The following is a 12192-nucleotide window of genomic DNA, read 5'->3' as shown; positions in this document are numbered from 1 at the left end:
GGCGCACCCATTCCATGGATCCAGAGGTTCGCTCAAATGAGTTTCGGTACGGTCAAATGGTTCAACGATGCCAAGGGTTTCGGCTTCATCGCACCCGAGGACGGCAGTGCGGACGTGTTCGTCCATTTTTCGGCGATCAACTCCAAGGGCTTCCGCAGCCTGCAGGAAGGTCAGCGCGTGCAGTTCGAAGTGACCCAGGGCCCGAAGGGCGCCCAGGCGTCGGCAGTCGAACCCGCCTGATCAGCCAGACAAACGTTGTAAAGCAAAAGCGAAACCCCGCATCCTGTGCGGGGTTTTTTTGTTTCCGGACTGCGGAGTAGGCCATGACTGATCGCCGGCGTTTCCTCAAGGCATCCCTGCTCGGCGCTTCGGCGCCGCTGCTGGCGTGGGCAGGCAGCGGGGTCGCCGGGCCGGCGGCGCGGGGGACGAAGGCGTCGGCGGCACGGGTCGTCTCGACCTGGGACTTCGGCGTCGCCGCGAACCGCGCGGCCTGGGCGATCCTGGGCCAGGGCGGCCATGCGCTGGATGCGGTCGAGACCGGCGTGCAGGTACCCGAGTCGGACCTGAAGAACCATAGCGTCGGCAAGGGCGGCTACCCGGATCGCGACGGCCACGTCACCCTCGACGCCAGCATCATGGACGCCGACGGCAGCTGCGGCGCGGTGGCCGCCCTGGAGCACATCGAGCATCCGATCTCGGTGGCGCGGCGGGTGATGGAACGCACGCCGCATGTGCTGCTGGTCGGCGAGGGCGCGCTGCAGTTCGCGCTGGAGCAGGGCTTCAGGAAGCAGGACCTGCTCACGCCCGAAGCCGAGCAGGCCTGGCACGAATGGCTGAAGACGGCGAAGTACCAGCCCTCGATCAACAGCGAAGTGCACGACTACGGCAAGGGCGGCGCCCCCGGCATGCCCGGCGGGGCGAACAACCACGACACCATCGGCATGCTGGCCATCGACGCGCACGGCCGCCTGGCCGGCGCCTGCACCACCAGCGGCATGGCGTGGAAGCTGCACGGCCGCGTCGGCGACAGCCCGATCATCGGCGCCGGCCTGTACGTCGACGGCGAGGTCGGCGGCGCCACCTCCACCGGCGTCGGCGAGGAAGTGATCCGCAACGCCGGCAGCTTCCTGGTGGTCGAACTGATGCGCCAGGGCCGCTCGCCGCACGAGGCCTGCAAGGAGGCGGTGATGCGCATCGTCAAGAAGCGCCCGGAAGCCTCCAAGACCCTGCAGGTCGGCTTCCTCGCCATGAACCGCGACGGCGAGGTCGGCGCCTACGCCATCCAGCACGGCTTCTCCTACGCGGTATGCGATGCGAAGAAGCAGGACACCCTGATCCCCTCGCCAAGCGTCTACGCGACGAGCTATTCATGATCCCGCTTGCCCATGATGCTTGAGATCGCCGCCAATTCGGTCGCCTCCGCGCTGGCCGCGCAAGAGGGCGGAGCGGGGCGGGTCGAACTCTGCACGGCGCTGGAACTGGGCGGCCTCACGCCGTCGCACGCGCAGATCGCGCTGGTCCGCGAACGCCTGCGCATCCCGCTGGTCGTGCTGATCCGCCCGCGCGCCGGCGACTTCCTCTACAGCGAGCTGGAATGCGAAACGATGCGGCGCGACATCGAAGCCTGCGGCGCGCTGGGCTGCGACGGCGTGGTGCTCGGCGTGCTCGATGCGAATGGCGAGGTCGACATGCCGCGCTGCCGCACGCTGATCGCCGCCGCCGGCACCATGGGCGTCACCTTCCACCGCGCCTTCGACCTCGCGCGTGACCCGTCGTCGTCACTGGATGACCTGATCGCGCTCGGCTGCGAGCGCGTGCTGACCTCGGGCGCGCAGGCCAGCGCGGTGGACGGCGCCACGCTGATCCGCGAGCTGGTGACGCAGGCCGCCGGGCGTCTTGCGGTGATGCCCGGCGCCGGCATCACCGCGCAGAACATCGCGGCGCTCGCCGCCGCCACCGGCGCGCGCGAATTCCACGCCTCCGCCAAGCACCATCTGCCATCCGCCATGCGGCACCGCCGGGCGCTGCTGTCCGACATGGAAAGCGGCGAGCTGCGCAGCGATGCCGAGCAGGTGCGCGCCATGGCTACGGCGCTGGCAACCGCGGCGCAACGCGCGACAAGGTTCTGAGTGGATTTCAGTCGAGAGACGATCCTTCGAAGCACCTCGCTCCCCCGCGCCGTCATTCCGGCGCAGGCCGGAGGAGCTTTTCAACAGCGAAGCTGGTAATCGCACTTCGGCAACGGGGCGGTTATCCAACGAGCCGTCTGCGACAGCCAGTGCGATCCCGGCCTGCGCCGGGATGACGATCAAAAGCAGGGAACAGGACCCTACGGCAGCGCATGGCCGCCCCGCTTGGTTAATATGACGAACTGCCCATCAGCATCCGAATACCAGCAGGAGCCCCGAGTGATCATCAAGCCCAAAGTCCGCGGTTTCATCTGCATCACCGCCCACCCGGTCGGTTGCGAGCGCAACGTGCTCGACCAGATCAAGGTCACCCAGGCCGCGGGCCACGACAAGGCCAAGGGCCCGAAGCGCGTGCTGGTGATCGGCGCCTCCACCGGCTACGGCCTGGCCTCGCGCATCACCGCCGCGTTCGGCTACGGCGCGGCCACGCTCGGCGTGTTCTTCGAGAAGCCCAGCAGCCACGACAAGACCGGCACCGCCGGCTGGTACAACTCCGCCGCGTTCGACAAGGCGGCCAAAGCCGCCGGCCTGTACAGCAAGTCGATCAACGCCGACGCGTTCGCCCACGAGACCCGCGCCAAGGCGATCGAGATCATCAAGAACGAGATGGGCGGCCCGATCGACCTGGTGGTCTACTCGCTGGCCTCGCCGGTGCGCAAGCTGCCGGACACCGGCGAAGTGGTGCGCTCGGCGCTCAAGACCATCGGCGCGCCGTTCCACAACACCTCGGTCGACACCAACAAGGACACCGTGATCGAGGCCACCGTCGAGCCGGCCACCGAGCAGGAAATCAAGGACACCGTCACCGTGATGGGCGGCGAGGACTGGGCGCTGTGGATCGACGCGCTGAGCGCCGCCGGCGTGCTCGCCGAGCACGCCAAGACCGTCGCCTACAGCTACATCGGCACCGAGATCACCTGGCCGATGTACTGGCACGGCACCCTGGGCCAGGCCAAGCAGCACCTGGACAACACCGCGAAACAATTGCGCAGCCGCCACCCCGGCCTCGACGCCTACGTCGGCGTGATGAAGTCCGTGGTCACCCAGGCCAGCGCCGCCATCCCGGTGATCCCGCTGTACGTGTCCATCGCCTTCAAGATCATGAAGGAGAAGGGCATCCACGAAAACCCGATCGAACAGGCCAACCGCCTGTTCCACGACCGCCTCTATCGCGCTGATGGAAAAGCTGCACCCACCGACGATGAAGGCCGCCTGCGGCTGGACGACTGGGAACTGCGCGACGACGTGCAGATCCCGTGCAAAACCCTCTGGCCCACCGTCACCACCGAAAACCTCAAGCAGATCACCGACTACGCGGGGTACAAGCACGAGTTTTTGCAGCTGTTCGGGTTTGATCGGGCGGATGTGGACTATGAGGCGGAGGTGGAGGCGGATCGGCGGTTTGATTGCGTAGAGCTTTGAAAAGCACGCCACCCAGCTCCTCCACTTGACATGAACTGACTGCGTCAATACGGCCATACTTCCAACAGCTCTCGGTAAGGGAGTCGTTCGTTCGGGGGCGGCATGAAATTCTGGTTGGGCGTCACAGATAACCAATGGTATGAGTTCGTCAGCGATCGGGCGTTTGATGAAGTTAACTTCTGGCAGCCATCAGCGCGTGCGCCGTTTACTAATTTGCCAGCGGGCACTCCGTTCCTTTTCAAGTTGAAGCGCCCGCAGAACCACATCGTTGGAGGTGGGTTTTTCTCGCACTTCACACAGTTGCCACTTTCAGTTGCTTGGGATTTCTTCGGTGAACGAAATGGGGCCTCGTCGCTTCGCCAGTTCGCGGAATTGATCGGCGAAAATGCCCATACTGCGGTAGGGGTCGAGCAGCCAATTGGATGTACCGTCGTTTCTGACGTTTTTTATCTCCCGCGCCAGCTGTGGATTCCTGTAGAAGAGCATTTCAGCGCGGCTGGGATCGTACGAGGCAAGAAATACGACTCGTCGAACGAGCAGGGTGCAGCTCTTTGGCAAGAAATTCAGGCAGTCTTGCCTTTGGCTGTCTTGGCGAAGGGAGTGGAGGACGATGCACCTCGTTATGGTGCCGAATACCTTCAACGCGGACGGCTCGGTCAAGGAGCCTTCCGTACGCTCGTCCTTGATGCATATGCACGCCGCTGCGCATTGACGGGTGAATCAACGTTGCCCGTGTTGGAGGCTGCACATATCCGGCCCTATGCCGATCAAGGACGGCATGTCATCTCCAACGGCCTGTTGTTACGTTCTGATTTCCATAAGCTGTTTGATCTTGGCCTAGTGACGGTCCAACCGGACTATCGCATCCGCATCAGTTCCAAGATTCGCGATCAATACTTCAATGGCAAGGCCTATTACCGCCTCGACGGGCAGGAGCTTGCCCTGTTGCCAGAGCGGCCCGTTGACCGACCGGATCGTGACGCCCTGCGCTGGCACAATGAAAACAGGTTCATGCCATGAGTATCTTGAAAGATTCTGCACTACGGCAATCCGTGCTGGATTTCAGGTCTGCACGTGACTGGGAGCAGTTCCATACCTTGCGCACGCTCTCGACTGCGTTAGCCGTGGAAGCAGCAGAACTCGCGGAGATCACTCAATGGACGCCAGACGCTGACCTGGCCAAGCGATCGGTCGAGGCTCGCGGCAAGATCGAGGAGGAGGTTGCCGACCTCTGTATTCTTTTGACCTATCTGGTGCACGACTTAGCTATCAACGTCGACGATGTCGTTCGAAGAAAGTTGGAAGCGAACGGTGCTAAGTACCCGGTAGATCGCTTCAAGGGATCATTCCGCAAATACAACGAATGAATCCGATCATGGCTCTGAAAGAACTAGAGAAACCAACCGGGTCTTCAGAGCCCGTTACCGTGCTGTCAGTCACGCTGAGACGGTTGGCCGCTTGCGCCAGCTTATCCAGCCGACCACAAGTGACAATGTCGCCACGACGAGTGGTGGCACAGCGTGCCCGTATTCGCCGTGGATGATGACGGTCGCGAGGGCGGCAAACATCACAGTGCAGCCGAGTGCCGAGCCCAGCAGGCGACTCGGCGCCCGGAAAAGCAGCATGGCCGCAGCGAGTTCCAGCGATCCGGTCACGAAATGAAACCAGCGCGGGTATCCCCATTTCAGGTATTCCTCGTAGATGGATCCCGGGGCGAAGATGTTGCTGAGCGAACCCACGACGAAGAAAGCGGCAAGGGCCAAGAAGCCGAAAAGGTGTCAGGGACAATTTGGAAGCGGCCGCGCGTAGCACCTGAATTGTTCCTGATACCTTGAGTCGTGCCCGCAAATCGCAAACGGCAGAAACCCGGGTCAGAGTCTGAGGTTTCCCCACGTTTTCATGCGGGAATGCTCATCTGCCGGAGCAGTGCCAGTAATCGGCAAAACCGGGGTCACAAGCCTTGGCGCCCAGAAAAATGCCGGGGCGACTTCCGACATCCGAACCGTGTAAACCGGGGTGTGGCGGCGTTCCCAGGCCTCGGCTCCGCCGCTTTCGGCTGTGGTATCCGGCGATCACGCGATCGCCGCGGTGATCACGATCTCGATTTTCCAGTCGGGCTTGGCCAGTTTTGCTTGCACCGTGGCACGTGCCGGCGTGGCGCCTTGCGGTACCCATTTTTCCCAGGCTTCGTTCATGCCGTTGAAGTCGGCCATGTCGGCCAGGAAGATTTCCGCGCGCAGGATGCGGGTCTTGTCGGTGCCGGCCTGTTGCAGAAGGTCGTCGATGGCATGGAGCACCTGCTCGGTCTGACCGACGATGTCGACGCCGGTGTCCTCGGGGACTTGCCCGGCGAGGTAGGCCACGTCGTTGTGGGTGGTCATTTCGGACATTCGCGGACCGGTGTCGAAACGCTGGATCATGAGTGGCTTCCTGTGGGGGGATGTCGCCGCCATTGTTACCCGACCGAAGCGCCAAGGCAGCAGCGAAGTAGTAGGCTTTCGGGGGTGTCGGCGGGGAACTGCCGCCCGACGCCAATTTCATTTCAGATGGGTTCCGGTTTCATGCGCAATTTTGATGATGCGGCAGGCGGACATTGGCAAGCGGCCGTGCTGGATGGCTCGTTTGGGGGGACGCTGCTGGTGTTCTCCTGTTCCGGCGATGGCGCGGTTCGCAAGACGGCCATGAGCGCGCAGAACATGCGGCTGGCGGAGCAGGATCTGGCCGGCATGAGCGAGTCGCGGTTGCGCGAGCTGCTCGCTGAATCGGTGCCGTGGGCGTAGCCGTCGCGCGCGATGTGTGCGCGAAAATCGGGACGGAGGAAGTTAAGGATGGGCGTCAGATTCACTTGATGCGGGTCCACCTGACCGCACGTCCTGGTGGGCTGCTCGCTCGTTGACGGAGCGTCGAGTCTTGGGTTCGATCATCGCGGGGCAGCAGCCGTACCGAGATTCTCTCTTCCCGCACTTCATGAGTTGAGTACGCGGCCGCCTACGATGGCTTGATTGAGTGACAACCACAGTTTGCATTTTATCTGTGTTTGACTTGGTCAAATCCGCGACGTTCGATACTTGATTCGTCAGCCTGCGCGATGCCCGCGCCAGGGCACGGATCGCGGCTCGGCTTGATCGTATCGCCGACGGAAACTTTGGTGACGTCAAGCCGGCAGGCGGCGGAGTCAGCGAGTTGCGGATCGACTACGGCCCCGGTTATCGGGTGTACTTCATGCAGCGTGGCTCGGTGCTCGTGGTGGTGCTGGCCGGTGGCGACAAGCACACCCAGCGTATCGATATCAAGACAGCCCAGCGCGTTGCAGCCGAGTGGGAGCGTGGATCATGAAAGGCGTGCGAGAGACCTTTTCCCGTTACGACAGTGCCGACTACCTCGAGACCGAGGCGGACATAGCTGCCTATCTCGAAGCCTGCGCGGAGGAAGCGCCCAACGACCCCGTATTCATGCTGAAAGCCCTCGGCACGGTGGCGCGCGCACGCAACATGAGCCAGCTGGCCGAGGCTGCTGGCATGGCCCGCGCCGGGCTGTACAAGGCACTGTCGGGTGAAGGCAAACCCAGCCTTGCCAACACACCATGAAGGTGGCGAAGGCGCTCGGTTATCGACTGGCACTGGTGCCTGATCGGGAATGACGTACGCATGGAGACCGGCTTGTCCGGCCTATCGTCGCGACCTGGCCACGCTGGATGCGCTGCGTCCGTGCCTGGCGCGGCTGTCCAAGCTGAGCCAGCGCGGTGACGACACGCAGATGGCGGTGGGCAGCGACCTGATGACCAATGCGCTGGAGGGTTACGCGGTGCTCAAAGTCACCGGCAAGGGGGGCAGGGCGTGGAGGAGCTGCGCTGGATGCTCGCCACCCGCTTCGCCCGCGGCCCGCGTGCGCCTTCGACGCCGGTCACCCCAGCCGAGCCCGCGGCGGCCTGATCGTCGGCCGCACGGCAACACGCTGCATGAAGAGTCCCGCGTCGCGGGGCTTTTCTTTGGCTGAGGTGGGAAAAGGTGTCAGTGACAATGTAGTAGCGGCTGCGGTAGCGCTTGGATTGTCCCGGGCATCTTGTTTTTATGACCGTCGCGAAGATCTTCCGGTCTGCGTACCGGGGTCGCTGGTCTCGGCGGGCCTGCTGCGCGACGCCGCCTCCTGCCCGCGCGGCAGGGTTGAAGCGTTTTATGAGCGCAGGCGGGTCGGGTGGCGCGCTGTGCGGGTTTCAAGCCATGCAGCTTTTATCCGCGACAACAGCGCTCTCGACCCCGAGCGGCATGCGGGCCCGTGCTGAACGCCACGAGGTGGCTTACCGCAAGGCTTCCGCGTGGTAGCGCATGGCCACGTCGCACCTTTCATAGCGTGCGCCATAGCGGGCCATGATTTCGGCGTCGTGCCGGAAGCCAAGCTTCTCGTACAGATGAATGGCAGCGGCGCATCGGGTGTTGGTGAGCAGGTACAGCGGATCGGCGCCCAGCGAGTTTGCCCGCTCGATGATCGCGGCGAGCAGGAACTCCCCGGCCTTCATGCCGCGTGCCGACTCGCGCACACCCATCTTGGTGAGCTCGTAGCTGGTGGCCCCCGTCTTCTGCAGGGCGCATGCACCGACGATCCCAAGCCCGCTGGCCTCGACGAAGAGAATGACGCCACCCGCGTCGATGATCCGCGCTCGCGGGTTCTCCAGCACGTCCCGGTCGGTTGCTTCGAGGCGGAACATGGCGTTGATCCATTCCGCGTTAATGTCGCGGAAGTGCACGGCGAGTTCGTCGCTGAACTCGCGGATGGCAAGGGCGTCGCGCATGGTGCTCCCGGCTTTACAGGGTGGAAAGTATCGTAACTGCTGCCGGGGCGAAGGGCTCGGCAGGCAAGGCGCGAAACGAAAGGTCCGTGCCTTCGCGCACGCAGGAAGGTGCCGAAACCTGCCGCCATCGATCGTCGGACGGGAAGCCGGTGTGACGATCGGTCCGCGGGGCACCGGTTGCGCGCGCCTGCGCAGGCGCGCCCTTGTCCTGCTGGCGGACTGGCCCGATCCGTCCGCTCGCGGTCCGCCATGGTGCTCGCTGACCGTTCGCGCGCTGCCTACAGTGGCGACTCTTTTATCGATGGAGTCGCCCCATGTCCAAGCTGCCTGCCGTGCTGGTCATCGATGTCCAGCAGTCGTTCCTGCACGCGCCGTACTGGCGCGAGGACGATGTCCCCGCTTTCCGCGAAAACCTGGTGAAGCTGCTCGATGCGGCGGCAGCGCGCGGCTGGCCGATCGTGCGGATCCTGCACATCGAAGACGACGGGCATTTCAGCGTGGCGTCCGGTCTGGTGCGGCCGATGGATTGGGTGCCCGGCGCGCATGACGTGGTGTTCCACAAGCATGTCCACAACGCCTTCACCGACACCGGCCTGCAGGCCTGGTTGAAGGCGCGCGGCATCGAGCGGGTCATCGTCAGCGGCATCCGCTCGGAACAGTGTTGCGAGACCACGGCGCGCGTGGCGTCGGATCTCGGCTTCGCCGTCGACTACGTGACCGAGGCGACGCTGACCTTTCCGATGATCCACGCCGGCAGCGGAACTCGCTACGATGCGCAGGACATCAAGCAGCGTACCGAGCTGGTTCTGGATGGCCGTTTTGCCCGCATTCGCACCGTCGATGACGTCCTCGCCGATCACTGAGGTGTGCTTCGTGCTGCCGCCGGCGCTGATCCTGCTGGATCTCGCCGGCGCGGCCGATGCCTTCAGGATCGCCGCGTCGATGGGGCTGCCGGTGCGCCTGCGGATGGTGGCGCCCATACAGCGCGGCGAGACCGCCTCGACCGCGCTCGGCGTGGACCTGACCGGCATCGAACTGCTGCCGGCCCGGCTCGGCGAGCACACGCTGATCGTGGTTTGCGGCGCGACCGGCAGCGGCGAGGCGGTGTTGTCGTCGCCCGCCAGCCAGGCCCTGGTCGATTGGCTGCGGCAGCATGGCGGCAACGGCCGGTCGCTGGCCTGCGTCTGTTCCGGCGCCTTGCTGGCCGGCGCTGCCGGCTTGCTGGATGGCCGGCGCTGCACCACCCACCACAGCCTGCTCGATGCGCTGCGCCGACTGGTGCCCAGCGCCGAAGTCATGGACAGCCGCGTGTTCGTCGAGGATGGCGAGGTGTGCACCAGCGCCGGCATCACGGCGGGCATCGACCTGGCCTTGCACCTGATCGCCCGGCTCGGCTCGCCGTGGCTGGCCGCCGCCGTCGCGCGCGAGATGGCCGTCTATGTGCGGCGCGCGTCCGGCGATCCGGCGCTGTCGCCATGGCTGGAAGGGCGCAACCACATGAGCATGGCCATCCATCGCGTGCAGGATGCGCTGGCCAAGGCGCCCGACCAGGACTGGCCGCTGGCGCGCTTGGCCGACATCGGGCACATGAGCGTGCGCAGCCTCACCCGCCATTTTCGCGAGGCCAGCGGCATGTCGATCAACCGCTACCACGCCAGCCTGCGACTGGCACTCGCCCGCCAGGCACTGGCCAGCGGCGACAGCGTGGAACGCGCCGCCGAACGCGCCGGGCTGGGTTCGGCGCGCCAGCTGCGTCGATTGTGGTCGGCGCACGCCGGCGACAGCCCCGCATCGGCGCGCCGTCGGCACTGAAAGCAACTTCACCGCGTTCCCGGCGCGGGAATCGTGGACAGCCGCCGACTTGCCCGAAGAAATCCATAGAAGCGGCTGCTGCAGGCCCGATGCGGCGCGCAGCATGCAGGGCCTGTTTGCTGCGTTGATCGCACAGCGTTGGCGAGCGCCGGAACGGAGGAGCGTCATGAAGCTTTGGATCATTGCCCTGTGCCTGCTGGCTGCATGCGCTGGCGCGCAGGCGAAGACGGTGGTATGGCAGCCCGCCGCCGGGCATGCGCAGATACCCCTGTGGCCCGGCACGCCGCCCGATGCCCAGCCCGTGCCGGGGCCGGAGTACACCGCGACCGGCAAGAAGTTGATCGGCGGCAAGACGATCACCGGCGTCTACAACGTGTCGCAGCCGACGATGACGGTGTACGCCCCGATCGGGAAGAACACGGGAACCGCGGTGGTGGTGTTTCCCGGTGGTGGCTTCCAGGGGCTGGCCATGGATCTCGAAGGCACCGAGGTCTGCGACTGGCTGACGTCCAGGGGCATCACCTGCGTACTGCTGAAGTATCGCGTTCCGAGTATCCCTTATGTCTGGCAATGCGATTGCCGTCCGCACAATTACCAGCTATCGGTGCCTTCGTTGCAGGACGCCCAGCGAACGATGCGGCTGGTGCGCCATCACGCCGCGGAATGGCACATCGACCCGCACAAGGTGGGCGTACTCGGGTTTTCGGCGGGAGGCTTTCTGGTGGCGGAGATCAGCACGAACTTTGCGCGCCCCCTGTATGCGCCGGTGGACGCTGCCGACAGGGAAAGCGCCCGCCCGGATTTCGCCATGCCAATCTATCCGGGGCATCTGGCGACCGATGACGACACGTTCAATGCCAATGTCCCGGTCTCCCGCGACACGCCGCCGACGTTCCTGGTGCAGGCGGAAGACGACTACGTGGATGGCGTCAACCAGTCGCTGGCTTATTACATCGCGTTGAAGAACGCCAAAGTGCCGGCCGAGATGCACCTGTACGCCCATGGCGGGCATGCGTTCGGGCTGCGACCGACGTCGAACCCGATCACGCACTGGCCGGCCCTGGCCGAGACCTGGCTGCGCACCATCGGGATGCTTCCTGCGGCAGGCCGATAGACCGGGGTTGGGGGAACTGCGGGGCGGGAGGGTTTGCTTTCCACGGCGCAATGATGAGAAGCCTGGTGCGCAACGCACCGGGCTTCCGCAATCATCGCAACCCCAGCGCATCAATCGTGCGACTTGGCCACTACGCTGCCATCGTCCGGATCGACCAGCAGCTCGACGTCGGCGCCGCCCCGGGTCCTGGCCTCGGCGCTCCACAGGCCGTGCTCGTACTCCACGTCATGGACGTTTTCGTAGCCGGCGGCGGCCAGTTTCGCCTTGACCTCGTCCTCGTTGAGTTTGGACGGCGCACCGCTGACGTAGACCTTGCCGCTCACCGGCCCCACCGCAAGCTCGGCCCACTGCTTGTTGCCGCCGCGGGCCTTGCTGCGCCACACGCCGTCCTTGAACTTCAGGCCCTTGACCTCCTTGTAGCCGGCGTTGGCGATCGCGGCCTTGATGGCCTCCTCGCTCAACGCGCCGGTCGGCGGTTGGGAGGTCCAGCTGGAAATCGTAGTGGTCTGGGTAGTCGTTGTCGTCGACTGTGCAGCGGCAGGCAGATCCTGTGCGAAGGCCACACTGCAAAGCGACAGTCCGAGCAGTAGGGGAAGTACGCGCTTGATCATGGGGGACTCCTTCTGGTTGGACACGGCATGCGTCGCCAGAGCCGGCGTGACCCGGCGGCTGACACCCAACGCCGACTCGTGGGAAACCAATGGGACCACCGTGCCCGGGACGAAGGCGTGAAGGCGCGCGCCCGAACCCGAGACCCTGGCCGGAGCGCACTGAGTGCGCGCCGGCGTGCCCAGTCCCGGCCGCGCGCGAATCGGCACTTCCTGCAGCGGTCGACGTTGGCACAAGTCGGTAAAATGGCGGTTTCG

16 protein-coding genes are annotated in these 12192 nt (G+C 64.8%); 12 read left to right on the top strand and 4 right to left on the bottom strand.

Annotation, left to right across the window (positions count from 1 at the left end; translation table 11 throughout):
• Positions 1-36 precede the first annotated feature (36 nt).
• The 6 genes from R2APBS1_RS10850 (at position 37) to R2APBS1_RS10825 (ending at position 4978) form a co-directional block, all read left to right on the top strand.
• The gene (locus R2APBS1_RS10850) at positions 37-240 is read left to right on the top strand and encodes a cold-shock protein (protein ID WP_007511306.1); all 204 of its coding nucleotides are present in this window, start codon (positions 37-39) and stop codon (positions 238-240) included.
• Between the two features lie 83 nt (positions 241-323).
• Positions 324-1373 (top strand): glycosylasparaginase, encoded by a 1050-nt coding sequence (locus tag R2APBS1_RS10845; protein ID WP_015447990.1) that lies wholly within the window; start codon positions 324-326, stop codon positions 1371-1373.
• 12 nt (positions 1374-1385) lie between these two features.
• The gene (locus R2APBS1_RS10840) at positions 1386-2129 is read left to right on the top strand and encodes a copper homeostasis protein CutC (RefSeq protein ID WP_015447989.1); all 744 of its coding nucleotides are present in this window, start codon (positions 1386-1388) and stop codon (positions 2127-2129) included.
• Between the two features lie 279 nt (positions 2130-2408).
• The gene (gene fabV / locus R2APBS1_RS10835; protein ID WP_015447988.1) at positions 2409-3611 is read left to right on the top strand and encodes an enoyl-ACP reductase FabV; all 1203 of its coding nucleotides are present in this window, start codon (positions 2409-2411) and stop codon (positions 3609-3611) included.
• A 102-nt stretch (positions 3612-3713) separates the two neighbouring features.
• Positions 3714-4631, top strand: a complete 918-nt coding sequence (locus R2APBS1_RS19685; RefSeq protein WP_015447987.1) for an HNH endonuclease — start codon at positions 3714-3716, stop codon at positions 4629-4631.
• Complete coding sequence (locus R2APBS1_RS10825) at positions 4628-4978, top strand: MazG-like family protein (RefSeq protein WP_015447986.1); 351 nt, start codon at positions 4628-4630, stop codon at positions 4976-4978. The genes R2APBS1_RS19685 and R2APBS1_RS10825 overlap by 4 nt, the downstream gene beginning before the upstream one ends.
• A 69-nt stretch (positions 4979-5047) precedes the next feature.
• Here the strand turns inward: R2APBS1_RS10825 and R2APBS1_RS10820 are convergent, their stop codons facing one another.
• Together R2APBS1_RS10820 and R2APBS1_RS10815 are read right to left on the bottom strand one after the other, a co-directional pair.
• Complete coding sequence (locus R2APBS1_RS10820; RefSeq protein ID WP_015447985.1) at positions 5048-5374, bottom strand: DoxX family protein; 327 nt, start codon at positions 5372-5374, stop codon at positions 5048-5050.
• 309 nt (positions 5375-5683) lie between these two features.
• A complete protein-coding gene (locus R2APBS1_RS10815; RefSeq protein WP_015447984.1) occupies positions 5684-6031 on the bottom strand; it encodes a RidA family protein in 348 nt (115 codons plus the stop codon).
• A gap of 126 nt (positions 6032-6157) precedes the next feature.
• On the opposite strand from R2APBS1_RS10815, the gene R2APBS1_RS10810 reads away from it, so the two are divergent.
• From R2APBS1_RS10810 to R2APBS1_RS10800, 3 genes are all read left to right on the top strand, one after another.
• Positions 6158-6391, top strand: a complete 234-nt coding sequence (locus R2APBS1_RS10810) for a hypothetical protein (RefSeq protein WP_007511327.1) — start codon at positions 6158-6160, stop codon at positions 6389-6391.
• Positions 6392-6692: 301 nt separating this feature from the next.
• On the top strand, positions 6693-6947 hold the full coding sequence (locus R2APBS1_RS10805; RefSeq protein WP_051061178.1) for a type II toxin-antitoxin system RelE/ParE family toxin: 255 nt from the start codon (positions 6693-6695) through the stop codon (positions 6945-6947).
• Positions 6944-7198 carry an addiction module antidote protein gene (locus tag R2APBS1_RS10800; protein WP_015447983.1) on the top strand — a complete coding sequence of 85 codons (255 nt, stop codon included), beginning with the start codon at positions 6944-6946 and terminating at the stop codon, positions 7196-7198. The genes R2APBS1_RS10805 and R2APBS1_RS10800 overlap by 4 nt, the downstream gene beginning before the upstream one ends.
• Positions 7199-7908: 710 nt before the next feature.
• Here the strand turns inward: R2APBS1_RS10800 and R2APBS1_RS10795 are convergent.
• Positions 7909-8400, bottom strand: coding sequence for a GNAT family N-acetyltransferase (locus R2APBS1_RS10795; protein WP_015447982.1), 492 nt, complete (start codon positions 8398-8400; stop codon positions 7909-7911).
• 314 nt (positions 8401-8714) lie between these two features.
• On the opposite strand from R2APBS1_RS10795, the gene R2APBS1_RS10790 reads away from it, so the two are divergent.
• From R2APBS1_RS10790 to R2APBS1_RS10780, 3 genes are all read left to right on the top strand, one after another.
• Positions 8715-9263 (top strand): cysteine hydrolase family protein, encoded by a 549-nt coding sequence (locus tag R2APBS1_RS10790; RefSeq protein ID WP_015447981.1) that lies wholly within the window; start codon positions 8715-8717, stop codon positions 9261-9263.
• On the top strand, positions 9211-10212 hold the full coding sequence (locus R2APBS1_RS10785) for a GlxA family transcriptional regulator (RefSeq protein ID WP_015447980.1): 1002 nt from the start codon (positions 9211-9213) through the stop codon (positions 10210-10212). The genes R2APBS1_RS10790 and R2APBS1_RS10785 overlap by 53 nt, the downstream gene beginning before the upstream one ends.
• Positions 10213-10378: 166 nt before the next feature.
• Complete coding sequence (locus tag R2APBS1_RS10780; protein WP_015447979.1) at positions 10379-11326, top strand: alpha/beta hydrolase; 948 nt, start codon at positions 10379-10381, stop codon at positions 11324-11326.
• A 110-nt stretch (positions 11327-11436) separates the two neighbouring features.
• On the opposite strand, the gene R2APBS1_RS10775 is transcribed toward R2APBS1_RS10780, so the two are convergent.
• Positions 11437-11937: a PepSY domain-containing protein gene (locus R2APBS1_RS10775; RefSeq protein WP_015447978.1), complete on the bottom strand. Its 501-nt coding sequence runs from the start codon at positions 11935-11937 to the stop codon at positions 11437-11439.
• Between the last annotated feature and the right edge of the window lie 255 nt (positions 11938-12192).

This window comes from Rhodanobacter denitrificans, from assembly GCF_000230695.2.
In the GTDB taxonomy this organism is placed as follows: Bacteria; Pseudomonadota; Gammaproteobacteria; order Xanthomonadales; family Rhodanobacteraceae; genus Rhodanobacter; species Rhodanobacter denitrificans.
The sequence above is the reverse complement of the archived record's forward strand: the minus strand, read 5'-3'. Positions and strand labels throughout refer to the sequence as shown.